Consider the following 24,361-nt stretch of genomic DNA (forward strand, 5'->3'; position numbering starts at 1 on the left):
AGCTGGAACCGGTGCGAACAACACGAGGCTGGCGCCGGCGCCCGAGTTTGCATGATTCTCGTCACGACCCTATCGTGACACCTTATATTTAGCGACCAAACCCCTGAAACAAGGCGGAAAAGCGATGTCTTCCACCCGCACGATCAAGGCCAACGGGATCGACCTGTACATCCGCGAAGCCGGCCAGGGTCCGCTGGTCGTGCTCTGCCACGGCTGGCCGGAACTGTCCTACTCCTGGCGCCACCAGATCCCGGCGCTGGCGGACGCCGGGTTTCACGTCGTCGCCCCCGACATGCGCGGCTACGGCCAGAGCGCGGCGCCGGCCGACGTGAACGCCTACTCGATCTTCGACACCGTCGGCGACGTCGTTGGCCTCGTGCAGGCGCTCGGCGAACCCAAGGCCATGGTGGTTGGCCACGATTGGGGTGCGCCGGTGGCCTGGCACGCGGCGCTGTTTCGACCCGACATCTTCACGGCGGTGGCGGGCCTGAGCGTGCCGCCGCCATTCCGCGGCCGCGGCAAGCCACTCGACCTGCTGCGCGAGGGCGGCGTGACCAACTTCTACTGGCAGTATTTCCAGGCGCCGGGCGTTGCCGAGGCCGAGCTCGAGCGAGACGTTGCCCGCACCATGCGCATCGTGCTCGGCGGACGCGGCCTCGCTGATCCCACCGCCGCCATGTTCGTGCAGGAGGGCAAGGGCTTTCTCGGCCACGCGAGCGCCGGCGAGCCGCTGCCCACCTGGCTCAGCGAGGCTGACCTCGTCTATTTCACCGAGGCCTTCCGCAAGTCAGGCTTCCGCGGCGGGCTGAACTGGTATCGCAACCTCGACCGAAACTGGGAGCTGACGGCGCCCTGGCAGGATGCGCGGATCCACCAGCCCTCCCTCTTCATTGCCGGTTCGAAAGACGCCGTCATCACCGGCCTGATCGGCGCCAAGCGCGTCAACGAGCTCGAGCGCGTGCTCCCCAATCTGAAGCGGAGGCTGATCATCGAGGGCGCCGGCCATTGGGTGCAGCAGGAGCGGCCCGAAGAGGTGAATGCGGCACTGGTCGGATTCCTGCGCGAGGCGGCGGCGCGCTAAAGCCAAGATCCAGAAGAGTGCGAAGCGGTTTCGCGCTTTATGCCGCAAGGTCCTTCCGCATCGCGACGTGTGCGGCGCCCACTGGGCCGGTGTCGGCAAATCCTTGCCGCTGGTAGAACCGGCGCGCAGCCCGGTTGTCTGCGAGCACCGTGAGCGTCAGTGCCGAGACGCCCTGCCGCCGTGCGCCCGCTCCGAGAGCCGCGACGATCTTCGTCCCGGCGCCCAGACCACAATCGGCCGGCAGCAGTGCAATGTCGACGATGTGCCAGCGGTCGCGCGCGCAATGAAGCAGCAGCCGCCCGATCGCGGTCCCGTCTCGCGCGACGATCAGCGAAATCGCCTCCGGATATTGCGCGGCATAGCCGGCCATCTGGCTGCGGAACTGTTGCGCAATGATCTGCGTGACGATCGGTCCGGACAAGCCCGTCGCGGTGAATTGGGCTGTCCTCACCTCCTCGAACAGATGGCGGATGAACGGCGCGTCGATCGGGCTGTCGGACCGAAGCCGCAGAGCCGGATCGTCCGGGACGATGTCGAGCGAGGTGCCATCGATCATGCCGTCACGCAGCGCCGCCACGTTCAGGAGTTGCCGAAGGACGGAAACATTCCCGCATAGGCGATACACCAGATGAGGGCCTGGGTCGGCTGCATGTTGTCGTGGGGGAGCCCCTGCCCGGTCAGCGTGACGGCATTGGGCGCCAAGGTGAGATTACCGGGTGGAGCGATGAAGCCGTTGAACTGGGGATCGATCGCAACCATGTTCTGCGACGTTCCGGGACCCGGCGCGGCGTTCGGTGCGTTGCCAGCACCGAGTTGCAGGGCGTGCGTGTGCATGGCCATCTCGCCCGAGCACAGGTTGACCGTCGGACTGCCGACGACCTCGCCGATGACGTAGTTCTGCAATCCCGGACCCTGGCCCTGGCTGATCGCGATCGAACCGTTGAGATTCGGCAGGGCGAAATTGGTCGTGCCATTGCCGCCGTAGTTAGTACCGATGAGCGAAAATAGCGGGGAGAAACTCTGAATAGCAACGAGCTGGCCAAAGCATGGCAGCCAGGCATAGTTGAATCCGCTTGTGGCAAACTGAAACGTAAAGGCCTGTATTTCTCCGATATACGGATCTGACATGGTGTCTCCTCGAGACTGAATACGGATCGGCGCAGGCTAGCCGGGCGAAGGGAAGATGCCATCGTTGCAGATGCAGTAATTGGCGACGACGCTCGGCATCATGTTGTTGTGCCCGATGCTACTACCCGCTGGTGCGACGCAGGCGGCCATCGTCGCGTAGGGCGCTGCGTTCGCAACCGGTGCATAGAGATTGCCCGTTGATGCGGTGGCAAGATGGACCGTCTGTCCGGGCTCGGATGTCTCTCCCGTCCCTGTCGAGGACATCAGCGCATGACTATGGGTCGGCATTTCGCCTTCGACCAGCGTGTGCGTTTCCTCTCCCCCGATCTGACCCAGCACATAGAACGGGAAGCCTGTCCCCTGTCCCTGTCCGATCGGAACGCGGCCGCGAAGATCGGGAAGATTGAAGGTGTTGACGCCATCGCCGCCATAGGTCGTGCCGATCACGGTATAAAGCACCTGATATTGGGAAATCGACATCGCCTGGCCATTGCAGGCGAACCAGCCAGTAGGCACCCGCGGAAAGCCGAACAACCTGATCTCGCCAACAAATGGATCTGACATCGCCTCTGATCCTCTGCCCGGGCGTCCCGATCCGATCGGGGAATGCGCCAGCTTCGAAATTGATGTGAGAAGAATTCGGCTGCGAAAATGTCGCTGCGCAGCCGCCTAGTTTCGAGTCGGATAAATTCCCTGCGTCGCGATCAGATAGCTGATGGCGAGATAGGGCTGCATGTTGTTGTGTGGCGCGCCTCCGCCTTCGTTCACCAGATTGGTGCCGGACGCCAATGGCGTGTCCCCGCTCCCGGCTGTCCCGAAAATTTTCTTCGGATTATCGGATGGCAGCGTGTTGGTGCCGAAGATGTTGCCGGCAGCCGAAGCACCACGTCCACTTCCCTGCGTTGCAACCACCTGGATCAGATGATTGTGAGCAGGCAATTGAGGCGCGGTGAGCGTGACCGACATCGATCCGCTGGTCATGCCCAGCGGATATTGGCCGCTACCGCCTGACGAGCCGAGGATGGCGCGGCCCCGAAGATCCGGAAGCCCGAAGGTTCGCACGCCGTCACCGCCGTAATACGTGCCGAGCAGCGAGAACAGCGCCTGATTGGTTGGGATGGCTAGCAACGCACCGTTGCATTGCGCCCAGCCTCTGGGAACGATGGCGCCCGCAAAAGGCATGATCTGGCCGATAACTGGCTGGTACGGCATGACCCCTCCCCCAAAAAAGATCAGGCGCCCCGTCGTGTCGTGATGCGACGACGACAGCTTCTAAATTAAGAAATGAACGGCAAACGATCTACTCGCTAAGATTGTTAATCAGCTCGCGTCAACAGTCAAGCTCCAGCACAACCTGAAATGCGCTTGTTGTCATATAGAGTATCTCTACACGATCACGCTTTTGTTGCTGTTTCGCAACGGTTCGCTGGAAAGTTGCGTTACGGGCAGGGCTTTCAACGGTTTGGCCCGCTCACCGCTTGCGTTGTGCACCGCGTCTCAGCCAAATGCACGCAACGATATACGTGAAAATTTACACAATCAGGGATTTCAGGGCGGAGCTCTTCGAAAGGGTGCCGCGAAGGGGGGCCGGTGAGTCACGCAATTGCGGTGGCCGTGCCAGAAATGAGCGGGGAATCGGCGATCTCCGCGCGCAATGGCGGAGCCCTGTCTCAACACATCTCGCGGACTCTTTGGCGCGCGGTTCAACGCATCTGCATCGCGGTCGTCCTGATGCTCGGCGCCATGGTCGCGGCGAACGCGGCGTGCAATTTTTCATCAGCCTCGCCGACCGGCGGCACGATCACGATGACCGGGACCGGGGCCGGCAATGCGGTCGGTCTCTGCGTGAGCGACGATACGGTACGCTGGGGTCTCTACGGCTCCTCGAACGGCACCAATCCGAGCATTGATGCCTTCAACAATTATCCGATGACCGCCGGGGGGTTGAGCCTCACGAACCTGAGCTACACGACAGCCAAGGCCACATACACGCTGGTCCCTGTCAACAACGGGGTCAACAACCAGCATACCGATGAATACGACATCCAGATCAATACACTTTCCGGATCCGGCACCGATACGATCACCCTCTGGTACACGAGCTCCTGTTCGCAGAGCGTGCCTTGTACCTCCGGCGTCCATCTCACCGACACCTCGTTCACGATCACGGTCAATCTGCCCAACCCGCCGACCGTGACTTCGATATCGCCGACTGCCGGCCCAACCACCGGCGGCACAACGGTGATCATCACCGGCACCAATCTCAGCACGACCACTGGCGTCGGCGGCGTGAAGTTCGGCGCCACCAATGCGGCGAGTTACACCGTCAACTCCAATACCCAGATCACGGCGACCTCTCCGGCCGGAGCGGCAGGGACCGTCGACGTCACGGTCACGACGTCAGCGGGAACGTCGGCGACCTCAGCTGCCGACCAGTTCACCTATGTCGCCGCGCCGACGGTCACGTCGATCTTGCCGACATCAGGTCCAGCCTCAGGCAGCACGACGGTGACGATCACCGGCACCAATTTCTCGGGTGCATCGGCAGTGACCTTCGGTGCGACGGCTGCGACTGGCTTCACCGTCAATTCCGCGACCCAGATCACCGCGACCGCGCCGGCGGGGACCGGCACAGTCGACGTCACGGTGACGACGACCGGCGGTACATCGGCCACGTCGGCGGCGGACCAGTTCACCTATATCGCCGCCCCCACTGTCACCTCGATCTCACCGACGGCCGGCCCCACGGCCGGCGGCACATCGGTGACGATCACCGGCACCAATTTCACCGGCGTCACGGCCGTAACCTTTGGCGCGACAGCGGCGGCCGGCTTCACATCCGTCAACGCGACGACGATCACCGCGACCTCGCCGGCGGGGGCGGCCGGAACGGTCGACGTCAGGGTCACAACGCCGGGCGGCACGTCGGCAACCTCGGCGGCGGACCAGTTCACCTATTTCGCCGCGCCGAGTGTGACCTCGATCTCGCCGACGTCGGGGCCGCAAACCGGCGGCACGACCGTGATCATCACTGGCACCAATTTGTCTGGCGCGACGGCGGTGACATTCGGGGCCACAACGGCGGCCGGATTCACCGTGAATTCGGCGACCCAGATCACCGCGACGTCGCCGGCGGGCACCGGCACTGTCGACATCACCGTCACGACCGCCGGCGGGACGTCGGCCACCTCGGCCGCCGATCAATTCACCTATGTCCCTGCACCCACGGTGACCTCGATTTCGCCGACCGCAGGTCCGGGTGCAGGCGGCACCTCGGTGACGATCACCGGCACCAATTTCACCGGCGCGACCGCGGTGACGTTCGGGGCCACGGCTGCGGCGGGCTTCACCGTCAATTCCGCGACCCAGATCACCGCGACCTCGCCGGCCGGGGCCGGCACCGTCGACATCAGGGTGACGACAGCCGGCGGCACCTCGGCGACATCTGCGGCGGACCAGTTCACCTATGTTGCGACCCCGACTGTCACCTCGATCTCGCCGACTCTCGGCCCGCAGGCCGGTGGAACGACAGTGACCATCACCGGGACCAATTTCACCGGTGCGACCGCGGTGACGTTCGGCGCAGCGGCTGCGGCAGGATTCACCGTCAATTCCGCGACGCAGATCACCGTGCCCTCGCCGCCCGGGGCCGGCGTCGTCGACGTCAGGGTGACAACCACCGGCGGCACATCGGCGACATCAGCGGCTGATCAGTTCACCTATTTCGGAACGCCGACGGTGACGTCGATTTCGCCGACGGGCGGACCGCTGGCCGGCGGCACGTCGGTGACGGTCACCGGCACCAATTTCACTGGTGCGACCGCGGTCAAGTTCGGCACGACGAATGCGACGAGTTTCACCGTCAACTCGGCAACCCAGGTCACCGCGACCTCCCCTGCCGGAACGGGCACAGTTGACCTCACGGTCACGACACCAGGTGGAACGTCGGTAACCTCCGCCGCCGATCAATTCACCTACGCTGCGGCTCCGACGGTGACCTCGGTCACGCCGAATGCGGGCTCGACGACGGGCGGAACGTCGGTCACCATCACGGGCACCGCCTTGTCCGGCGCGACCGCCGTGAAGTTCGGCGCAACCAATGCAACCAGCTTCACTGTCAATTCGGCGACGTCGATCACGGCGACCTCACCGGCCGGCGCCGGCACGGTCGATGTCACCGTGACAACGCCAGGGGGGACATCCGCGACATCCGCATCGGATCAATTCAACTACTCGCCGGCGCCCTCCGTCAACTCGATCTCGCCGACATCGGGCCCTGCGCTGGGCAGCACGTCCGTGGCGATCACGGGGGCCGGCTTTACCGGCGTCACCGCCGTGAAATTCGGCACCAACAATGCGGCGAGCTTTACGGTCAACTCGGCAACGTCGATCACGGCGACCTCGCCGCCTGGCTCCGGCACGGTCGACATCACGGTGACCACGGTCGGCGGCACCTCGCCCACCTTGGCCGCAGACCGGTTCACCTATCTGTCCTCCACGACGACGACCGAGCTGACGTCGTCGCAGAATCCGAGCAGCTACGGCCAGTCCGTCACCTTCACGGCCACCGTGAGGAGCTTGGGCGGAACGCCGACGGGAACGGTGACGTTCAACGACGGCGGCACGCCGATCGGAACGTCAGCACTGTCGGCAGGTGTCGCGACTTTCGCGACAGCCACGCTCACCATCGGCAATCACACGATCACCGCGACCTACAACCGCTCGCCGGCGTTCAATGCCTCGACCTCCCCGGCTCTGACCCAGTCGGTCGATATTCCCGCCGACAGCGCCAGGCTGCGCGCGCTTCAGGTCAACGTCACCAAGATCGTCGCGCAAAACTCGGGACAGGCGATCTCCGGCGCCATCGACACCGCCATCTCCGAAGGTTTCAGCAATGGCGGACAGTACATCACGCCGGGCGGTGGCGGGGTGCGCGTCAACTTCGCCGCCGCGCCCGATGGCGACGACGAGCCGACGGCTGGTCGCCCAATCGATCCTCAGAGTTCCAATGCCTATGCCGGCGATGGACGCGCCGGCAGGACCGGCCGTGGGTCTTCGCGGGTCGATGACGCCTTCGCCGCGATCGATCGGGCGGCGCCGACCAAGGCACCGACCCCGCGGTTCAAGCAGCAGCAGGACTGGTTGTTCTGGATTGATGTACGCGGCACCGGCATCGACCGCTGGGGCTCGTCCGGCAATATCGGACAGGGAGCCACCCAGGCCACGCTCTACGGCCAGCAGATCAACCTGATCTCCGGCCTGACCTATCGGGCTGCTCCCAATCTCTTGCTTGGCGTGGTCGGCGGCTACGAGAACTTCAGCTACACCGAGACCGACATCAACGGAAAGCTGAAGGGCGACGGCTGGACAGTCGGCGCCTATCTCGGCTGGAAGATCATCCCGACGCTGCGTTACGACGCAGCGGTGACCTATTCCGGTATCGGCTATGACGGCACCGCCGGCACGGCCCAGGGCAATTTCAACGGCAATCGCTGGATGTTCGCGACCGGCTTCACCGGCAGCTACAGCTGGGCCAATTTCAACATCGAGCCGTCGGCCAAGGTGTACGCGCTGTGGGAGCGGGAAAACGCCTATGTCGATTCGCTCGGCACTCCGCAGGCCGCCCGCACCTTCTCCAGCGGCCGCGCCTCGGCGGGCAGCAGGGTCTCCTATCCCGTGCCCTGGCTCGATAGCGTGCTGCTGTTGCCCTATGCCGGTGTCTATGCCGACTACTACTTCACCCAGGACGATGCCGCCGCAATCATTGCCGCGGGCGGCATCCCGCTGGCTTCGACACCGTTGCTCCAGGGCTGGTCGGCGCGTGTCACGGGCGGCATCGGCGCAAGGCTCGCAGGTGGCGCCACGGTCGGCTTCGGCGCCGAGCTTGGCGGCATCGGCAGCAACACGCAGATCTGGACGTTCACAGGACGCGCACGCATCCCGTTCTGAGCGCAGCCGGCAACGGGCTGCGCCGCTCGCCGAATTTTCCGGGCTTAGTAGAGGCCGCGACCGCTGAGGATGCTGCGGGCTTCGGCGGCGCCCTCCGAGGCATAGGCGGCGGACGGAGCGCTCTCGGTGGCGTAGCGGCCGTCCTCGTCATAGGACACGGCGCGCGCGTTCTGGAGCGCCCGGCCGCGGCTGCGGCTCGACGCCGACATTTCCGAGGTCGCGTTGAGCGAAGCCATGTCGGCCGAAGAGTTGCCGAGATTGTAGGGCCGCCCCTCCGGCATCGGAACCTCGCCTCGAATGGCGCCGCGGGTCGATGACGGCAACTCGGGCACGAAGGGCCTCGCCGAAGCGACCCGGACCATCGAGGGCGACGGCGCCGGGATCCCGGTGCGCAAGGTGGCCATCAGCTGGCGGTCGTCGGAGCCTTCGAGCGGCGCCCGGCCGACATATTCGACACGGACCTTGGCGACACCATTTCCTTTGAATTCAAGTAGTTCGGCGGCTTTGTTCGAGACGTCGATGAGCCGGTTGCCGTGATAGGGCCCGCGGTCATTGACGCGGACGATCAGCGACTTGCCGTTCGACACGTTGGTCACCCGCGCATAGGACGGCATCGGCAGGGTCGGATGCGCCGCGGTCAGCGAGCCCATGTCGAACACTTCGCCATTCGCCGTCAGGCGGCCGTGGAAGTCATCGCCATACCAGGACGCCATGCCCTCGGCGCGGTAGTTGACGTCCTCCTCCGGTACGTAGGTCTTGCCGGCCACCACATAGGGCTTGCCGACGCGGTAGGTGCCGCCGCCCTTCGGGACCGGATCGCCCCAGGCCACGACCCGGGGGCTCGAGGACACGCCGTATTTCGGATCGACGCGGCTGGCGAACTTGTTGGAGGACGCGCAATTGGCGAGCGCGAGGCAGGTCGCGGCCGCCGCAACCCCACGCGCGGCCCGCAAAACCGAATCTGACCGTCGGATCCCCATACGCCCCAATACCATTCCGCCGGAGGCGTACCCAGCCCGCTCTAGTGACGGGCGTGCGCTGTCCGGTCCTTTGCTCCGAGGCGGCCCACCACCGCATCGGATGTGGTAAGGATAACGCAACCCGAACACGGCGGAAATGGGGAGCCCGCGGCGATCACGCCGGGATGGTAAACGCCACGTTCGTTTCTCCCCGTTGATCTACGGAGCGCAGCCCGCCTGCTCTGTGCCACTCCTGGACATTCTGTTGCGCCAAATCCTCACCCCACCCCCATTGTCACGCCGCTCACTGGAATTCTTTTGACTGTGCAAGGCCGCACGCGTTCTCTCGCATGCAAGGGCGGGATTTGGAATTTAACGATGATCGAGACGGTTTCGGCACTGATGGGTCTGGTAAGCGCGGGGATCTTCCTGGCCCATGCGTTTGAAGGTTACCGGACGAGGGCCTGAAGGCACTCGCGCGGGCGGCAAGCATCACCTCTTTCAAGGCGGCACGTTCGGACAGTTTTTGATCGATCCGACCGAGCATCGAAGACGAGAGCGGCAGGTGTCCCATGCACAATCATGACCTCGTATCCGATGGCTTCCTGGCATTGACCGCAGGCGGCTTGGTGCTGTTGTGCTCGAGCCTGGTGGCACTGGCCTTCGCCTGAGCACCACCACGCCTTTCCTGATCTCTAACCACAACTACACCGCGACGCAGCATGCCATCCGTTTCGGATTGCCCTGCTCTCTTTTAGTTGATTGAATTTCTGCATTCGGCGCCTCGACTTATTTCAAGAGGCCATCACCAACGAAGGTGACGCAAATGCTTTCTGAGAAATTTTTTCTGGTTCTGGAATCACTGATCCGCGGCGACCGCACCTATCCCGACGGAAGCCCCCGCATCATCAGCACCGCCCCACACGTGCCGGTGAAGCTGCCGGGCCAGAAATAACCGGCGTCCTGAAGCGCCGGTCACGCGCTCAGCGCAGGCCGAGCAGCGACCGGCGATAGAGGCTCTCGCGGGCTTCGCTGAGGCAGACGAAGCTGCCGTCAAAACCCTGGCCGTAGCGCTTCTGGCCCCTGGCGTAGTAGACGCCCTTCCTGAAATCCAGCCAGACCACCTGGTCATGCGGACAATGGCGCTGCGCCTGCGCCTCGTAGCGAAACGGCGTCAGCGGCGTCGCCGACACCCCGCCGGCGCCAAGCATGATCGCCACAACAAGCGCGGTTCTCCCGAGCCCGCCGCCAAAGCCGTTCGGCACGTCACTCCTCCTGCACCCGGGCCGTCGCATGGCGGCCGCGTCCACGCTAGCACGAAACGGCGCGATCGCCGGAAGCCTCGCCAAGCGCGCCGCACGTCTTCCGCCGGCCATCTTGTCGGGGTACATGAAAGCGATCGTCTCTGCTCGCGAGGATGCTGCCTGAATGTCGGTTGAGCCTGAGCCCAGGAACGAAGCCCGCCTGCCCGCGCCGCGTCTTGGCGTGCTGCCGATGATCATCTTCGGCTCGCGCTGGCTGCAACTGCCGCTTTATCTCGGGCTGATCGTGGCGCAATGCGTCTACATCGCGCTGTTCCTGAAGGAGCTCTGGCACCTCTCCTGGCACGCCCTCGATCTCACCGAGCAGCAGATCATGATGAGCGTGCTGGCGCTGATCGACGTCGTGATGATCTCCAATCTGCTCGTAATGGTCATCGTCGGCGGCTACGAGACGTTCGTCTCGCGGCTCGACCTGCAGGGCCACCCGGACGAGCCGGAATGGCTCGGCCATGTCAACGCGAGCGTGCTGAAGATCAAGCTCGCCATGGCCATCATCGGCATCTCCTCGATCGCGCTGCTGCGCACCTTCATCGAGGCCGGCAATCTCGGCTCGAGCCGCGCCGGCTTCACCGAGACCGGCGTGATGTGGCAAGTGCTGATCCACATCACCTTCATCGTCTCGGCGCTCGGAATTGCCTATGTCGACAAGCTCAGCGATTCCGGAATGCGCAGACACGCCGAGTGAGGCGTTCGATTTCGCCGAGGCGCGGCTCGCGCCATAGCGGGCGGCGAGCCCATCGAGATGATCCATATGGAGCTGTGAGCACCAGACCGGCCGGCGCTCACTTTTTTGCTTCCAGTTGCTGCATGGCCTGATGCAGGCATTCCTGGAGCTTCTCGGCGACCTGCCCGCGCGTCACTCCCTTGCCGGCAAGATCGCCCGACACCTTGTCCAGGACCTCGTCGATCGTCCGGCTCTCCAGATGGTCCGTCACCAGCGCCGCCGCGTAGCCTGCCGCGGCATCGCCGCTGAGGCCGAGCTGGCTGGCGGCCCAGAGTCCAAGCAGCTTGTTGGACCGGGCCGTCACCTTGAACATGAGTTCCTCGTCGTGGGCGAATTTGGCCTCGAAGCCCTGCTCGCGCTTGTCGAACGTGGTCATGGTCAGCTCCATTGCGTTGTCACTGAAGAGGATCGGATTGGCCGGAAGCGAACGTCTCCGTATTTCGCGTCAGTTGAGGATCATTTGAAGCTTCCGGCGGAAGGCAAACGCCGTCAAGCCTGCCGCTCGCGACAGGCGCAGGTGTCCACTGCAGCCGCCAGCTCCGTGCCAGCCAGATCGGCTACAAAAAGATGTTTACCGTTTGTTAGGCAGACTCAGCGCCGCATGATCGGGGGCCATCGAGAGCTGACGCATGAACAGAGAGCTGCGCGAGTTTCGACGGCTTGAACGTCTCTGCCTGGAGCAGGCCGCCCTTTCCACCATGGACCTGGCACGAAGCGGGTTGCTCAAGGTCGCCAATGATTGCCGCATTGCGGCCGAAGCCATCGAGGCACAATCGCCGCGCGGGGCGTTCGCAGAAGCCGTCCAGGCGCTCAAGCTGGCCTTGAGTGCGAAGGGCACCTCCAAGCGCCACTAGGCGTCGGACGGTCGATCCTGGCGATATCGGCGGGTTTGCGACCGGGCGCCGTCAGCCCTTCGCGGCTGCAGCTTCACGCGCGAGCCGCTCGGCCTTCAGCCGATCCTTGTTGGCGTAAAACGCCTTCTGCGCCGCCTCGTGATCGCGCATGGCCTTTTCGGCCTCGATCCGGCGAGCCGCATCGCGCGCCTGGCGCTGTTCGGGGGTCAGGGGTTTGCGTCGGAAGGACAGGTCATCAGTCATGGCGGGACAACGCGGAGGTGAGGAATGAGTTCCGCGTGCCGGATCCCGCGTGCGGCGAGGCAAGCCGAAATTCCCGCCTTTTCAGGGTGTTACCGGCAGAAGCTCGCGCCCGGACCAGCGGCCCGCCCAATGCGGAATCCGTCCACCCGCCTGAGGCCGCTCAAACAAAATGTCGAAAAACAACCCCATGCACAGTAGCTAAGTCGTGTCGGCACAACGACTTTTCGTATCCACGAAGGGCGTTTGACCCGTCGGGCAAAACAGTGGCATCCTGCGACCTTCGGAAAATCCGTCGTCGGAGCCAGCAACGTCAAAACCCCGGGGGCGCGGGGAAGCTGCCAGGGACGAGATCCGATAACGGTTCGGTGAACGAAACGACTTACCTCCCCGCTCGAAGCATCCCGGAAACATAACGCTGCTAGTTTTTCCCGGAGTTTCAAGGGGAGACTGAAGATGATTGCTCTCAAGGTGATTACGCTGACTCTCGGTGCTGGAATTGCTTTCTGGATGTATTCAGGCGAGCTCGGCGCCGACGTCGCGCTGGCCATTGTGGCCTTCTTTGTATGACGCGAAAGACCCGCTGGTGTGAGCCTGCGGGTTTTCTGGGGACCTCACTGGGTTCGCCGGCCATACAGTCCGCCGGCAGGATGTGAGCCACGAGCTGCCGCAGATCTGGGTTCTCCCCTGGGCAAAAGCGTGATCATCACCGCGCGCGGCGAAGCTACTCAGCAAATCGAAACGTCATTGGTGCGCGGTCTGGCCGCATGGATTGCGCGCGAGGTCGATCGCGCGGGCGCCGCGCGGGCCTCAATCTTGTGCAACAGCTTCCTGTTTGGGCACGCGAAAATACACTGCGCAAACTATGCTGCGCCGGTGACCATTAGCTGAGAGGATTGCAAGCCATGAGAATTGCTGCCGCAGTATCGATCGTTTTTCTGAGTGCGTTCAACTTTCCGGCCCAGGCACAAGACCTGCCAGAGCACACAGTCCTGGCCTTCAATCTGCCCAGCTGTCCGAAGGGATGGCAGGAGTACACGCCCGCTGCCGGAGCCCTTGTTGCAGGGGTCGGCAACACGTTCCAGCTCGGCGCAAACGGAGTAAGTCCATCCTTTACCGTCGCAGACGCTGGAGGCGGAGCCACTGCGCCAAAATCAAAAGTAGCGGGCCTTCTGTTCTGCGAGAGAAACAAGAACCGACGCTAGAAGCGAGACGGATTCCCGCAATTGGGAACATCGTTTCAATATAGTTCTTGAAGTGGGCCGCCGGCTCTTCGTCTCAATATCGCCGGCGGCCCGTCGCACCACTTCCAATTGCCCTGCCTCAAACAGAAGCGATGGCAATTTTGATGACGCGAGTTGTCTTTGCTTGCCCGAAATGTGCGCGGCATTCGTGACCGATCAGATGTCCCGAAACGACCATGAGCCTCGCCAGTTCTGCTGCGCCTATTGCAAAGCGATCGTCCACCCATGGCAGGGCAAGTTTGATTTCGTGAATTGGCGACCTGCGTTGCAACCGGACTGACTTCCTGCGCAACCGCCAAACGGTCTGCATCATAAAAACGGCCCCGCTCTCTCCGGGCAGAGAAAGCAAGGCCGTGCATTCCCAGATTTGCGGCCGATAGGGGCTTCCAATGGACACCGGCCGCACAGTGGAGCTTACCTGATTCCCTGTCGGGATTTGCCACTTTTTCCCGCCTGACTTGCGTCGGCAAGAACTGCGCTCTAGGCTTCCTTCTTTAAGGACAGGCGCCGTGACCCATGAGGTCATCGAGCGTCGTCATGATCCGCAGTGATTTCATCAACAGTGACTTATAGGGGGAAGCCAATGAGATTGTCCGAGTTGCTGCTGTCGCTCGTGCTGGTAGCCGGCCTTTGCGCGCCGACACCCCTGCTCTCGCAAGACGCCCCCAAGCTTAAGTTCACACCGCTGCAGAAGGAGCCGCTGACCGGCCAGCCTGGCAAGGAGGTCGTTGCGCTCATTGTCGAGTGGCCTCCGGGCTCCGGGACAGGGCTTCACACGCATCCTGGTGACGAATACACGACCGTCCTGGAAGGCGAAGTGATCGGCCGGAAAGAAGGCGCTGAGGCCAAAACCTACGCGGCGGGCCAGTCCTATCACAATGAGCCGGGTGTCGTTCACGAGGCCAACAACAAATCGGCCTCACCTGCGAAGACATTCAACGTCTTTGTCGTCGAGAAGGGCAAGCCCATCACCGAGCCGGTCAAGAAATAGGATCATCTCGCCAACCGCACCACGCGCGACGTGAGGGACATTCCATCGCCCCACGCAGCGCACAAGGTGGCGAATGGCCGGATGCCGGGATCGGGGCTCGTCAGGAACCTTACCCACGCACTTGAATTCACAGGCGATGAAGCGTCTGGTTTTCGGGCTTGCGGCGCTTTGCGGCACGCTGCTTTTGGCGCTGATCTGGCTCGGCCAGCACGAACGCCAAGCAGCCATTGAGCGATTGGAGAATTACGAAATCTCGCCCCGCTAGGACGCAATCGGCGCCGCCCACAGAGTCGCAGCATTGTGACGGCAGTCACGGCCGCGAGTGTCCGCGATGCGGTTTGGCTGGAGCACACGTCAAAGCCGGGAGACGAGCTATGGGACGCGAACTTAGCTCGGAGTTCGAACGCGCTCGATCCGCTCGCCCAACGCCTGGGAACGACAACAGGCGGAAGCGCAGCAAGGAGGCCGAGGCGCATCGAGAGCCTTTCACCGCGCTTGCGGCGGGCTTTCTCAGGCCGTAAGAGACGTCTGTCCGTAACATGTCCCGGAACCAGGGACTGTTCGCATCGCGCTCGACGGGGATCAGCCGCTAAGTGGTTGAAACTATTGCGCTGGAAGGGTGGCCGAGTGGTTTAAGGCACCGGTCTTGAAAACCGGCGTGCCCGCAAGGGTACCGTGGGTTCGAATCCCACCCCTTCCGCCAGTCCCGAGGCGTTCCATCCTTCATCCTTCTCCGGCCCCACAGCGACATCGGGCGCCGCCCGGACCGACCGATTGCTTCCGGCGGTCGAACGGCACCTCAACGCAGCCGCAGGCGCGCGCTGATCTCCGCGTCCAGCACGAGGTCATCGCGTGCGCCGAGCAACCAAAGCTCGTCCGCCTCGACCCGCAGCAAGCTCCGTGACCACCAGCGCTCGATCATCGCCGCCAGGATTGCGGCCTCGTCGGCATCGAGATCGTCGATCAGATTCCAGAGCCCGACCACGTAGAGGTCCGTCGTCGGGCGACCGAGCACGCGCTGGACCGCATGGAAGAGGTTCGCGCCATCGCGCTGCTCGGGGTAGACCCGAAGATAGAGCCGTCCCCGGTTCACATTCCCGGAGAACAGTCCCCGGATCTCGGCCCTGATGGGTCCGAGCCCGGCCAGGGCCGAGCGACGGGCGGGTTCGATGGCCGGCGGCACGGAGCCGAGGCCACCGCAGATGGTGGCGTGCAGACGCTCCCGCCGCCTGTCCAGCACGTGCCACGCCACCTTGTGAGCAAACGGAGCCGTCCGCAGCTCCGCATCGAGCGCCTGATAGGCCGGGGAGGCTTCGAGTGCGTCGGCCGAGACGGGCAGCACCATCGAGTACGCCGTGGGGTGGCGTCCCCTATCGTACGAGGTGCCCTCCTTCGCTGCGATCACGCGAGGATCGTGAGGGGCGACCAGAGGCAGATGCGCCAAACGGTAGGCATCGTCGAGCAACATGCCCTCACCGGCGGCGAAACGCGTCCGGCTGCGTTCGTAGGCGAGTGCGTCGTCGCTGCAAAATATGTCGACCATGCCTTCCTCTCGCGATGCCCGATACACCCGGCTTTTGTCATGTCCCCCTTCTCATCGAAAGCGCGTCCCGCGCAATATGGAAACGATCAGGCATCGTTTCTTTATCCGCGATCTGTCAGGCGAGCGTCAGCCTGGTCCCTTAGCCTGTCGTCCTCGGCAATCCCCGACACTGGCGACATCTCCCAGGGCGTCGCCGGTTACGAGGCCCGGTTGGGTTCACCTCCAATTCCGGGCCTCGTTTGCGGATGCGCAAAAGAAAACGGCGCCCCGTGGGAGCGCCGCTCGAAACTCTTAATTGCTGCGTTGGCGTCAGTAGCCGCAGGACGCGCAGCCCATCTGCACCGGGGCGTAATAGGAATAGCCCGGCGAGACCATCTCGACCCGCTGGCGCGTGGCGTATTGCGGGGGGATGCGCTCGTACTGGACGCCCGGCGGCGCCACCATCACGGTCTGCGGCACCATCACCGTGCGGTACTGCGCCGGCGTGCGATGCGCGACGACGGAGCCCGGCGACACCATGACGGTCTCATCGACGGTGCGGTATTGCGGCGCGACGTATTGCTGCTGATAGCAGGTCTGGCACGGCGGAGGCGTGTAGCAATTGTAGCAGCCGGCGGAGGCTGCGCCCGTCATCGAAATCGCAGCGACGGCCGCAGAGAAAACAACAGCAAGAGTACGAGACATTATGTGGTGCCCCAGTTGCCCGAAATGGATTTGCGAAGGTCGCAACAGTATACGCCGTAAAATCCTGAGCTGCCGAAGTTCGTTGAGGCATCCTTAATGCGAACGGCCGGCTTTCGCCGGCCGTTCAGAACTTGTTGACCATGCACGTGAGGCGCGAACGATGCAGCGCTCAGTTCGATCGACGCTTCACCTCGCGCACCGCGCCGCGCGCGGCGCTGGTGGTGAGCGCAGCGTAAGCCTGCAGCGCGGTCGAGACGTTGCGCTTGCGGCCCGTCGCCTGCCAGGCAGCATCGCCCTTCGCCTCCTCCGCTGCGCGGCGCTTCGCAAGCTCCTCGTCGGAGACCTCGAGGCTGATGCTGCGGTTCGGAATGTCGATGGCGATACGGTCGCCGGTGCGCACGAGACCGATGTTGCCGCCTTCGGCGGCTTCCGGCGACAGATGGCCGATCGACAGGCCGGACGAGCCGCCGGAGAAGCGTCCGTCGGTGACGAGCGCGCAGGCTTTACCGAGGCCCATCGATTTCAGGTAGCTGGTCGGATACAGCATCTCCTGCATGCCGGGGCCGCCGCGCGGGCCTTCGTAGATGATGACGACGATCTCGCCGGCAACGACCTTGCCGCCCAGAATGCCTTCGACGGCCGCGTCCTGGCTTTCGAACACGCGCGCGGGGCCGGAGAATTTCAGGATCGAGGCGTCGACGCCGGCGGTCTTCACGATGCAGCCGTCCTGCGCGAGGTTGCCGTAGAGCACGGCAAGCCCGCCGTCCTTGCTGAAGGCGTGCTCGAGATCGCGCACGACGCCCTTCTCGCGATCGGCATCGAGCTCGTCGTAGCGGCGCTCCTGGCTGAACGCGACCTGGGTCGGGATGCCGCCGGGCGAGGCGCGATAGAAGGTGCGCACCGCCTCGCTCTTGGAGCGCTTGATGTCCCAGCGCTCCAGCGCATCGTTCATGGTCGGCGCGTGCACGGTCGGGACCGAGGTGTCGATCAGGCCGGCGCGATCGAGCTCGCCCAGAATGCCCATGATGCCGCCGGCGCGATGCACGTCCTCGACATGGACGTCGGCGACCGATGGTGCGACCTTGCACAGCACGGGCACACGGCGCGACAGCCGGTCGATGTCGCGCATGGTGAACTCCACCTGCCCTTCATGGGCGGCCGCAAGCAAATGCAGCACGGTGTTGGTCGAGCCGCCCATCGCGATGTCGAGCGTCATCGCGTTCTCGAACGCCTTGAAGTTGGCGACGTTGCGCGGCAGCACGCTAGCATCGTCCTGCTCGTAATAGCGGCGGACGAGATCGACGATGGTGTGGCCGGCCTCGACGAACAGGCGCTTGCGGTCGGCATGGGTTGCGACCACCGAGCCGTTGCCGGGCAGCGCGAGGCCGAGCGCCTCGGTCAGGCAGTTCATCGAGTTGGCGGTGAACATGCCCGAGCAGGAGCCGCAGGTCGGGCACGCCGAGCGCTCGATCACCTTGACGTCCTCGTCGCTGACCTTGGAGTCGGCCGCGGCGACCATGGCGTCGATGAGGTCGACGGCCTTGGTCTTGCCCTGGAGCTTGACCTTGCCGGCCTCCATCGGCCCTCCCGAAACGAACACGGCGGGGATGTTGAGGCGCAGTGCCGCCATCAGCATGCCGGGGGTGATCTTGTCGCAATTGGAGATGCAGACGAGGCCGTCGGCGCAGTGCGCGTTGGCCATGTATTCGACGCTGTCGGCGATCAGCTCGCGCGACGGCAGGCTGTAGAGCATGCCGTCATGGCCCATGGCGATGCCGTCGTCGACCGCGATGGTGTTGAATTCCTTGGCAACGCCACCGGCCTGCTCGATCTCGCGGGCGACGAGCTGGCCGAGGTCCTTCAGATGGACGTGGCCGGGCACGAACTGGGTGAAGGAGTTGACCACCGCGATGATCGGCTTGCCGAAATCGCCGTCCTTCATGCCCGTCGCGCGCCAGAGGCCGCGGGCACCCGCCATATTGCGGCCGTGGGTGGTGGTGCGGGAGCGATAGGCTGGCATGGCGGTTTCCGTCCTCGGGTTTGACCGGCCGGGCGGGGAAAATGTCGAGCCGCCTCAGGCCTTTCCGGCCGGATAGCGCACGGGCCGGGCCGGCGCAACGGGAACTTGGCCCTGATAGCCCCGGATCGGCCCGGAGCAGACCTCCCCTGCTCCCGGCGCGGGCTATTGCAAGGTCGCGTCAGCGCCGGACGGACGCTGTAGCTAGGGCTTCGGCTTGGGCAGCACAATTCTCCCCTGGGAGGCAATGCCACCCCACTTGGCGGACCAGCCGATTTCCGAGGTCGAGGATGGCTCAATGCTTGTCTGACCTCGGGCGCCCTGCAGTGCAAACAGGGCACCCTGGGGATCGACGCATCGTGCGATCCAGCAGCCATCGGGCAATTCGATCGGACCCTGGAGGATCCGGCCTCCGCCAGCATTCACATGTTTCGTGGCAGCACCGATGTCGTCGACATTGAAGTAATGCAGCCAGCTCGGCTGCGTTACGCTCGGAAGTTTCGTGAGCATTCCGCCGACCGTCTGCCCACCCGCCGAAAACAGTTGATACCAGGCCGCTGGTTCGCTTTGAGCGTCGGCCTTCTGCCAACCGAATAGCTCTCTGTAGAAATCGAAGATCACGGTCCGGTCGGCGGCCAGTAACTCATGCCAGCCTACGCACCCCGGCTCGTCCAGCCGGCCCGGTTTCCGTCGGCCATATGTTGGTCCTTTGATCAGCCCGAACGTTGCCTCCTGCGGATCGGCAACGACTGCTATGCGGCCAATATTGGTGTCGGTCGGCGGCACAAGGATCGTGCCTCCAAGACGCCTGATCTGCGCCGCGGTTGCGTCCAGATCGTCGACGGCGACGTATCCCATCCACCGCGGCGTCGCCCCCAATCTCCGCCCCTCTTCCGGGATATCCATAAGTCCGCCCAGCGGAGCGCCGCCGCTACGAAGCACCGTATAAGGCAGTTCCGGGGTCGATTCATCCTTCACGCCCCAGCCGATGGCCTTGCGATAAAATGCGCCCGCCGCTGCGACATCCGTGGTCAGAAGTTCATACCAAGCGAAACGCCCTGATCGATCTGCCACGCCGAACTCTCCGTTCAAGACTCGATGCGCTTGCGGCACTGCAACAAGCTGCACCCGCACCGAGAGCGTGGATCGTTGACGCGTTGTGTCAACTGGCCGTGCCGATTGCCGTTCATGAAGATGAATGCATCCTGAACGTGCGGCGCCGCGCCTTTGTGCGCGTAATTGTTGCTCGCGTTATTTCCTGAGCGTAGACTTACCGCGGCTGGGATGCTTCTTGCAATGCTCGGAGGTTCGACCATGCGGCAGGCGAAGAAGACCTCTAAAGGGAAGAAGCGAGTAACCAAAGTCGCCGTGCCGGCGTTCGGAGCCGCAGGGTTGACGTTCTCGCTGGCCGGAGGCGCATCGGCGTCCGCCGTGCCGACAACCGACGTACAAAAACTGCCGTACTTTGACACGGGTCAGGCAATCACGCTCGATGAAGAGGAAATGGCTGACGTCAGCCTGGCCACCTTCCATCTCTTCGACAAGGAAAACGCCGGTAGCCGCGTGCAGCTGGCATGGCGCGGTTGCGGCGGTTGCCGCGGTTGCAGGGGCTGTAGGGGTTGCCGTAGTTGCCGATGTGGCGTCGGTTGCCGATGTGCGGGTTGTGCCGTCGGCTGTGGCGTTGGTGTGGTGGGATGCGCCGTATCATGCGCGGGTTGCTGCGCATCGTGGGGCCGTTGCCGCTGGTGCTAGGCTCCGGCGCGTTCCGAATGTCAAATTCACGGGTTGATAGGTCATTGGCCGGCCTCAAGGGGCCGGCTAATTGCTTGATTTCGCGACGACTGGCGTGACGGCAACAGGATCAGCGTGCTGACTCAATGACTGCTACTCGCAAGACCCGCGTTGCGCGGCAGACCCGCAAAGACATTCTCCGATTTGCACCGAACTTCACCGCTTACGTACTGCCTCCCGATGCGGTTTGCCTCTATTCCGAGGATCGCAAGTTCTTCCTGCACGGCGAGCTCTACTGTGCCTTGGCCACCGCGATCGGAAAACATGGCAAGGCTTGGCCGGAGATCATTCGCCAGCTTTCGAAGCAGTTTCCCGCCGACAAGATCGAGGAAGCGATCAAGCGGCTCCTCGATCGCCGATATATCGTTGCACGGACCTCGAAAGCACTTGACGATGCCGTCGGCGGTTTCTTGGCAAGCCTCGGCATGCCTTTGGAGATCGCGGGACAAAACCTTCGCAATTGCCCCGTGCGGGTCGAGTCGATTGACGTCAAAGGCGCCAAGGAGCTGACCGCGGCGTTGAGCAAGCTCGGTGTTCAAATCGCCAAGCGAGCGCCCAAGTTCACGATCACGCTGGCGAACGACTATCTCGACCGGCGACTTGCTGAACTGAACCAGGAACGTGCGGCCGGCAAGACGCCCTGGTTGCTGGTACAGCCATCCGGCCCGTTTCCGCTGGTCGGGCCCGTGTTCAAACCGGGCGAGAGCGCCTGCTGGACCTGCCTGTTCGATCGCATGATCCGCAACCGGGAGATTAAGGGGTTTCTTGACCGGGGACCGGCGCGTGCGGTTGCCACATCGCCGCTCGTCAGAGAAAGCGTCGGCCAGACTGGAATCCATTTTGCGGCCGTCGAGATCGCCAAGGCAATTGCCTCGGATTTTCGCACCGATTTGTGCGATCACATCGCAAGCTTCGACCTGACCGGCGCCGCCATCGCCAAGCACTACGTGACGCGACGTCCGCAATGTCCGACCTGCGGCAACAGGAAGCTGAACAACCCGCGCCGATCTCCGGCCCTGGTCGAGATTGCCGAGGGCAAGAGGCTCGTCATGACCAGCGGTGGATATCGCACCGTGACGTCGCGGTCGACGGTGTCGCGCTTCCGCAAGCATGTGAGCCCACTGACAGGGGTGGTGACCAGGCTCGAGCGAATCGACGTCGACCTGCCGATGAACACCAACTACTTCGCCCAGCACAATTTCTCCGCGCCGGCCCACAGCATCGACCAGCTTAGGTCCGGATTGAGCGGGGGCAGCTTTGGCAAGGGCTCGACCGCCGAGCAGGGCGAAGCCAGCGCGCTGATGGAGTCGATCGAACGCTATTCGGGCATTTTCCAGGGCGATGAGATCAGGACGACGCGTCGATTTGCCGATTTCGCGCCCGGCGACGCGCTTCTTCCCAACGATATCCAGCTCTTTAGTGAAACGCAGTTCAAGACCAGGTTTCTCCAGCAACCGGACGATCCCCATCCGGTTCCCGAGCCGTTTGATCCCTCGACGAGGAGCGAGTGGTCGCCGGTCTCATCGTTGCGCGACAAACGCTTCAAATATCTGCCGACGGGCCTCCTGTACTTCTTTTATGGCGGCTTTCATACGGATTCCAACGGCTGCGCGGCCGGCAATACCCGCGACGAAGCGATTGTCCAGGGCTTCCTCGAACTGATCGAGCGCGATGCCTACGCGATCTGGTGGTACAACCGGGTGCAGCGCGCCGAGGTCGACCTCGAGCAGTTCGACGATTTCTATGTCCGGGATCTCCAAACTCAATTTGCAGAAGCCGGTCGCAAGCTGTGGGTGCTCGATATCACCACCGATCTCGGCATTCCGACTTACGTGGCGATCATGCACTGGATGCAGGATGGACACGAGAATATCGAGTTCGGTTCCGGCGCGCATTTCGACCGCCGCATAGCCCTGCTGCGCTCCCTCACCGAGCTGACCCAATTCATGTCCGTCGGCATGATGGGCGGTGCGAGCGGCGAGAAGCCGACCCTCGACGGTGTCACACCGTTGCACCTGGAAGACTACCCGTTCCTGATACCGAGCGATCGCCCTATCGTCCCCCCAGCGCCGAGCCTCAAGCTTCACGACAATACGCGGGACCAGGTCATCGCCTGCGTCGAGATCGCAGCCCGTGCGGGCTACGATTTCCTCGTCCTCGACCAGACGCGTCCCGACGTCGAGGTTCCGGTCGTCAGAGTGCTTGTTCCCGGCTTGCGTCATTTTTATCGCCGCTTCGCACCGGGCCGCCTTTACGATGTGCCGGTGAAGCTCGGATTGTTGGACCGGCCGCGACCGGAAAGCGATCTGACTTCATTCCTCCCACACACCTGAAGGGTTGCTCTTTCGTGCGCGCTCCCCGGAAAAGGCCGACCAGGAAGATCGCGCCAGACATTGCCGCCCGATTGAGCCATCACTTCTCCCTCCAGATGCAGCCGGACGGAAACATCGTCGCCTTTCTGGACGACTATTCCGTCAACGTCGGACAATTCAGCGCGGCCGCGATGGACTGCGCGCGACATCTGAGCACCGGCCTTCCGCTCGCATCCTTTGCAGGCAAGAGCGCCCTCGCGAGAGACGTCGACGCCCTGGTGCATCGCTTGGCCCGGCAGGGACTTCTGGAATACCGCCTCTCCTCTTCGCGTAACACGCAGGACTTCGTGATCATCGAGCCCCAAGTCCCCGAATACTGGCCGCGGCGCGCGAAGCTGGGCAGTCGTGATACCGTTGTGTTGTCGCGCTTTGCCTATCTGCGCCGGCGCGGCAATGAGATGGTGCTGGAATCGCCACGCGCCGGTGCACTGTTCCGGATTGGCGATCCCGCCATCGCCGCCACCCTTGCTGCGCTGTCGCAGCCTCGGAAGATCGGCAAGCTCAACCGGAAGATAGCTTCCTCCACCCTCCATCTGCTTGAGCTGTTGCTGGACAGCCAGATCCTGCTCAAGCTCGATGCGGAGGACGGACAAGGCCTGCGGGTGAACGAAGGCGACGGCAACCTCGTACTCTGGGATTTCCACGATCTGGTGTTTCACACGCGGAGCACGGAGGGTCGGCAAGCCAATCCGGTCGGCGCCGCCTTCACCTATGCCAGCGTCGTTCCGCCGTCGCCGGCGGTGCGTCCGCCCTGGGCCGGCAGCAAGATTGACCTGCACAAATTCTCCTCCCCGGAGCCGAACTCCCGCTTCCCGAAGCTGTTGCGCGAACGCCATTCAACACGGGATTTCGACGACAAGAATCCGGTCACGCTCGGCGAACTCGCGCAGTTTCTCGACACCACCGCGCGCGTCGTGTCCGAATGGAAGAGCGAGCCCTATTTCGAGGGCGGTTCCGACGTCACCTACAGCACAAGGCCCTATCCGTCGGCGGGCAGCGCGTACGAGCTAGAATTGTACCTTACCGTTGCGAACTGCGACGGGCTTGCGCGCGGACTCTACCACTACGATGCAGGGAGCCACGCGCTAGTCGCAATCAGCGCTTCCCTCCAACAACTCGAGGCGCATTTGGCGGCTGCCCAGTTCGCCATGGACACGCCGGGTCAGCCCCAAATCCTTATCACGATCGCGGCGCGTTTTGGGCGGGTCTCCTGGAAATACAGCTCAATCGCATATTCGTTGATCCTGAAGGATGTCGGCAGCCTGATTCAGACGCTTTACCTGGCGGCGACCGATATGGGCCTCGGCGGCTGCGCCATTGGCAGCACCAACATCGATCTGTTCGCGAAAATGACGGAGTTGGAATTCCATACCGAGGGCCCGGTCGGTCAATTCGCGCTCGGGCGCGGCAGGACGCCGGAGGTCCAAGGCTAAAAGCGGGTGTCCGACGGCAAATCGGCGCA

Annotated in this window: 24 protein-coding genes and 1 tRNA gene; 11 read left to right on the top strand and 14 right to left on the bottom strand. The window is 63.5% G+C overall.

All coding sequences use genetic code 11. From position 1 onward, the window contains the following. Positions 1 to 124: 124 nt before the first annotated feature. Positions 125 to 1,081 (top strand): alpha/beta fold hydrolase, encoded by a 957-nt coding sequence (locus ACVJ19_RS30190; RefSeq protein ID WP_453952807.1) that lies wholly within the window; start codon positions 125 to 127, stop codon positions 1,079 to 1,081. Between the two features lie 37 nt (positions 1,082 to 1,118). On the opposite strand, the gene ACVJ19_RS30195 is transcribed toward ACVJ19_RS30190, so the two are convergent. The 4 genes from ACVJ19_RS30195 to ACVJ19_RS30210 form a co-directional block, all read right to left on the bottom strand. Continuing rightward, positions 1,119 to 1,658 (bottom strand): GNAT family N-acetyltransferase, encoded by a 540-nt coding sequence (locus tag ACVJ19_RS30195; RefSeq protein ID WP_453952808.1) that lies wholly within the window; start codon positions 1,656 to 1,658, stop codon positions 1,119 to 1,121. A gap of 2 nt (positions 1,659 to 1,660) precedes the next feature. Continuing rightward, positions 1,661 to 2,209 carry a phage tail protein gene (locus ACVJ19_RS30200; RefSeq protein WP_453952809.1) on the bottom strand — a complete coding sequence of 183 codons (549 nt, stop codon included), beginning with the start codon at positions 2,207 to 2,209 and terminating at the stop codon, positions 1,661 to 1,663. A gap of 36 nt (positions 2,210 to 2,245) precedes the next feature. Beyond that, positions 2,246 to 2,773, bottom strand: coding sequence for a phage tail protein (locus ACVJ19_RS30205; RefSeq protein ID WP_453952810.1), 528 nt, complete (start codon positions 2,771 to 2,773; stop codon positions 2,246 to 2,248). 105 nt (positions 2,774 to 2,878) lie between these two features. Then, positions 2,879 to 3,421: a phage tail protein gene (locus tag ACVJ19_RS30210; protein ID WP_453952811.1), complete on the bottom strand. Its 543-nt coding sequence runs from the start codon at positions 3,419 to 3,421 to the stop codon at positions 2,879 to 2,881. A 519-nt stretch (positions 3,422 to 3,940) separates the two neighbouring features. On the opposite strand from ACVJ19_RS30210, the gene ACVJ19_RS30215 reads away from it, so the two are divergent. Next, positions 3,941 to 8,158, top strand: a complete 4,218-nt coding sequence (locus ACVJ19_RS30215) for a beta strand repeat-containing protein (protein WP_453955244.1) — start codon at positions 3,941 to 3,943, stop codon at positions 8,156 to 8,158. Positions 8,159 to 8,202: 44 nt separating this feature from the next. Here ACVJ19_RS30215 and ACVJ19_RS30220 read toward each other — a convergent pair whose 3' ends face one another. After that, entirely contained in the window at positions 8,203 to 9,138 is a 936-nt protein-coding gene (locus ACVJ19_RS30220) for a septal ring lytic transglycosylase RlpA family protein (protein WP_453952812.1), read from the bottom strand. 805 nt (positions 9,139 to 9,943) lie between these two features. Between ACVJ19_RS30220 and ACVJ19_RS30225 the strand changes: the two genes are divergently transcribed. After that, positions 9,944 to 10,072, top strand: coding sequence for a hypothetical protein (locus ACVJ19_RS30225; protein WP_453952813.1), 129 nt, complete (start codon positions 9,944 to 9,946; stop codon positions 10,070 to 10,072). Between the two features lie 28 nt (positions 10,073 to 10,100). Here ACVJ19_RS30225 and ACVJ19_RS30230 read toward each other — a convergent pair whose 3' ends face one another. Continuing rightward, the gene (locus ACVJ19_RS30230; protein WP_453952814.1) at positions 10,101 to 10,412 is read right to left on the bottom strand and encodes a hypothetical protein; all 312 of its coding nucleotides are present in this window, start codon (positions 10,410 to 10,412) and stop codon (positions 10,101 to 10,103) included. A 133-nt stretch (positions 10,413 to 10,545) separates the two neighbouring features. Between ACVJ19_RS30230 and ACVJ19_RS30235 the strand changes: the two genes are divergently transcribed. Further along, positions 10,546 to 11,124, top strand: a complete 579-nt coding sequence (locus ACVJ19_RS30235; RefSeq protein WP_453952815.1) for a TIGR00645 family protein — start codon at positions 10,546 to 10,548, stop codon at positions 11,122 to 11,124. 97 nt (positions 11,125 to 11,221) lie between these two features. On the opposite strand, the gene ACVJ19_RS30240 is transcribed toward ACVJ19_RS30235, so the two are convergent. Continuing rightward, positions 11,222 to 11,539: a DUF1476 domain-containing protein gene (locus tag ACVJ19_RS30240; RefSeq protein ID WP_453952816.1), complete on the bottom strand. Its 318-nt coding sequence runs from the start codon at positions 11,537 to 11,539 to the stop codon at positions 11,222 to 11,224. Between the two features lie 253 nt (positions 11,540 to 11,792). On the opposite strand from ACVJ19_RS30240, the gene ACVJ19_RS30245 reads away from it, so the two are divergent. Next, a complete protein-coding gene (locus ACVJ19_RS30245) occupies positions 11,793 to 12,017 on the top strand; it encodes a hypothetical protein (protein ID WP_453952817.1) in 225 nt (74 codons plus the stop codon). A gap of 51 nt (positions 12,018 to 12,068) precedes the next feature. Here ACVJ19_RS30245 and ACVJ19_RS30250 read toward each other — a convergent pair whose 3' ends face one another. Beyond that, positions 12,069 to 12,260: a hypothetical protein gene (locus ACVJ19_RS30250; RefSeq protein ID WP_453952818.1), complete on the bottom strand. Its 192-nt coding sequence runs from the start codon at positions 12,258 to 12,260 to the stop codon at positions 12,069 to 12,071. 696 nt (positions 12,261 to 12,956) lie between these two features. Between ACVJ19_RS30250 and ACVJ19_RS30255 the strand changes: the two genes are divergently transcribed. Next, positions 12,957 to 13,148: a hypothetical protein gene (locus ACVJ19_RS30255; protein WP_453952819.1), complete on the top strand. Its 192-nt coding sequence runs from the start codon at positions 12,957 to 12,959 to the stop codon at positions 13,146 to 13,148. Between the two features lie 432 nt (positions 13,149 to 13,580). Here the strand turns inward: ACVJ19_RS30255 and ACVJ19_RS30260 are convergent, their stop codons facing one another. Further along, positions 13,581 to 13,814: a hypothetical protein gene (locus ACVJ19_RS30260; RefSeq protein WP_453952820.1), complete on the bottom strand. Its 234-nt coding sequence runs from the start codon at positions 13,812 to 13,814 to the stop codon at positions 13,581 to 13,583. A 270-nt stretch (positions 13,815 to 14,084) separates the two neighbouring features. On the opposite strand from ACVJ19_RS30260, the gene ACVJ19_RS30265 reads away from it, so the two are divergent. The 3 genes from ACVJ19_RS30265 (at position 14,085) to ACVJ19_RS30275 (ending at position 15,195) form a co-directional block, all read left to right on the top strand. Next, complete coding sequence (locus ACVJ19_RS30265; protein WP_456739470.1) at positions 14,085 to 14,492, top strand: cupin domain-containing protein; 408 nt, start codon at positions 14,085 to 14,087, stop codon at positions 14,490 to 14,492. A 121-nt stretch (positions 14,493 to 14,613) separates the two neighbouring features. Then, positions 14,614 to 14,757 (top strand): hypothetical protein, encoded by a 144-nt coding sequence (locus tag ACVJ19_RS30270; RefSeq protein ID WP_453952822.1) that lies wholly within the window; start codon positions 14,614 to 14,616, stop codon positions 14,755 to 14,757. A gap of 348 nt (positions 14,758 to 15,105) precedes the next feature. Beyond that, a tRNA-Ser gene (locus ACVJ19_RS30275) sits at positions 15,106 to 15,195 on the top strand. 96 nt (positions 15,196 to 15,291) lie between these two features. Here ACVJ19_RS30275 and ACVJ19_RS30280 read toward each other — a convergent pair. The 5 genes from ACVJ19_RS30280 to ACVJ19_RS30300 all read right to left on the bottom strand — a co-directional run bounded on the left by ACVJ19_RS30280 (position 15,292) and on the right by ACVJ19_RS30300 (position 20,208). Beyond that, on the bottom strand, positions 15,292 to 16,035 hold the full coding sequence (locus tag ACVJ19_RS30280; RefSeq protein ID WP_453952823.1) for a hypothetical protein: 744 nt from the start codon (positions 16,033 to 16,035) through the stop codon (positions 15,292 to 15,294). A 309-nt stretch (positions 16,036 to 16,344) separates the two neighbouring features. Beyond that, positions 16,345 to 16,668, bottom strand: a complete 324-nt coding sequence (locus tag ACVJ19_RS30285) for a hypothetical protein (protein WP_027559170.1) — start codon at positions 16,666 to 16,668, stop codon at positions 16,345 to 16,347. A 220-nt stretch (positions 16,669 to 16,888) separates the two neighbouring features. Beyond that, positions 16,889 to 18,739: a dihydroxy-acid dehydratase gene (gene ilvD / locus ACVJ19_RS30290; RefSeq protein WP_453952824.1), complete on the bottom strand. Its 1,851-nt coding sequence runs from the start codon at positions 18,737 to 18,739 to the stop codon at positions 16,889 to 16,891. A gap of 201 nt (positions 18,740 to 18,940) precedes the next feature. Further along, entirely contained in the window at positions 18,941 to 19,810 is an 870-nt protein-coding gene (locus ACVJ19_RS30295) for a VOC family protein (RefSeq protein ID WP_453952825.1), read from the bottom strand. A 14-nt stretch (positions 19,811 to 19,824) separates the two neighbouring features. Continuing rightward, on the bottom strand, positions 19,825 to 20,208 hold the full coding sequence (locus tag ACVJ19_RS30300; protein WP_453952826.1) for a hypothetical protein: 384 nt from the start codon (positions 20,206 to 20,208) through the stop codon (positions 19,825 to 19,827). Positions 20,209 to 20,613: 405 nt separating this feature from the next. Between ACVJ19_RS30300 and ACVJ19_RS30305 the strand changes: the two genes are divergently transcribed. Both ACVJ19_RS30305 and ACVJ19_RS30310 read left to right on the top strand, forming a co-directional pair. Beyond that, complete coding sequence (locus ACVJ19_RS30305; RefSeq protein ID WP_453952827.1) at positions 20,614 to 22,860, top strand: TOMM precursor leader peptide-binding protein; 2,247 nt, start codon at positions 20,614 to 20,616, stop codon at positions 22,858 to 22,860. A 95-nt stretch (positions 22,861 to 22,955) separates the two neighbouring features. After that, complete coding sequence (locus tag ACVJ19_RS30310) at positions 22,956 to 24,332, top strand: SagB/ThcOx family dehydrogenase (RefSeq protein WP_453955245.1); 1,377 nt, start codon at positions 22,956 to 22,958, stop codon at positions 24,330 to 24,332. Positions 24,333 to 24,361: the final 29 nt, after the last annotated feature.

This window comes from Bradyrhizobium sp. USDA 376 (genome assembly GCF_054063675.1).

Excerpts from the sequence above, each read along its gene's own strand:
- ACVJ19_RS30305 (WP_453952827.1), top strand. The coding sequence starts at position 20,614 with ATGACTGCTACTCGCAAGACCCGCGTTGCGCGGCAGACCCGCAAAGAC.
- ilvD (WP_453952824.1), bottom strand. The coding sequence starts at position 18,739 with ATGCCAGCCTATCGCTCCCGCACCACCACCCACGGCCGCAATATGGCG.
- ACVJ19_RS30260 (WP_453952820.1), bottom strand. The coding sequence starts at position 13,814 with ATGATGCAGACCGTTTGGCGGTTGCGCAGGAAGTCAGTCCGGTTGCAA.
- ACVJ19_RS30265 (WP_456739470.1), top strand. The coding sequence starts at position 14,085 with ATGAGATTGTCCGAGTTGCTGCTGTCGCTCGTGCTGGTAGCCGGCCTT.
- ACVJ19_RS30280 (WP_453952823.1), bottom strand. The coding sequence starts at position 16,035 with ATGGTCGACATATTTTGCAGCGACGACGCACTCGCCTACGAACGCAGC.
- ACVJ19_RS30225 (WP_453952813.1), top strand. The coding sequence starts at position 9,944 with ATGCTTTCTGAGAAATTTTTTCTGGTTCTGGAATCACTGATCCGCGGC.
- ACVJ19_RS30230 (WP_453952814.1), bottom strand. The coding sequence starts at position 10,412 with ATGCGACGGCCCGGGTGCAGGAGGAGTGACGTGCCGAACGGCTTTGGC.
- ACVJ19_RS30235 (WP_453952815.1), top strand. The coding sequence starts at position 10,546 with ATGTCGGTTGAGCCTGAGCCCAGGAACGAAGCCCGCCTGCCCGCGCCG.
- ACVJ19_RS30285 (WP_027559170.1), bottom strand. The coding sequence starts at position 16,668 with ATGACGGGCGCAGCCTCCGCCGGCTGCTACAATTGCTACACGCCTCCG.
- ACVJ19_RS30210 (WP_453952811.1), bottom strand. The coding sequence starts at position 3,421 with ATGCCGTACCAGCCAGTTATCGGCCAGATCATGCCTTTTGCGGGCGCC.
- ACVJ19_RS30310 (WP_453955245.1), top strand. The coding sequence starts at position 22,956 with ATGCAGCCGGACGGAAACATCGTCGCCTTTCTGGACGACTATTCCGTC.
- ACVJ19_RS30240 (WP_453952816.1), bottom strand. The coding sequence starts at position 11,539 with ATGACCACGTTCGACAAGCGCGAGCAGGGCTTCGAGGCCAAATTCGCC.
- ACVJ19_RS30220 (WP_453952812.1), bottom strand. The coding sequence starts at position 9,138 with ATGGGGATCCGACGGTCAGATTCGGTTTTGCGGGCCGCGCGTGGGGTT.
- ACVJ19_RS30250 (WP_453952818.1), bottom strand. The coding sequence starts at position 12,260 with ATGACTGATGACCTGTCCTTCCGACGCAAACCCCTGACCCCCGAACAG.
- ACVJ19_RS30245 (WP_453952817.1), top strand. The coding sequence starts at position 11,793 with ATGAACAGAGAGCTGCGCGAGTTTCGACGGCTTGAACGTCTCTGCCTG.
- ACVJ19_RS30215 (WP_453955244.1), top strand. The coding sequence starts at position 3,941 with ATGCTCGGCGCCATGGTCGCGGCGAACGCGGCGTGCAATTTTTCATCA.
- ACVJ19_RS30205 (WP_453952810.1), bottom strand. The coding sequence starts at position 2,773 with ATGTCAGATCCATTTGTTGGCGAGATCAGGTTGTTCGGCTTTCCGCGG.
- ACVJ19_RS30190 (WP_453952807.1), top strand. The coding sequence starts at position 125 with ATGTCTTCCACCCGCACGATCAAGGCCAACGGGATCGACCTGTACATC.
- ACVJ19_RS30200 (WP_453952809.1), bottom strand. The coding sequence starts at position 2,209 with ATGTCAGATCCGTATATCGGAGAAATACAGGCCTTTACGTTTCAGTTT.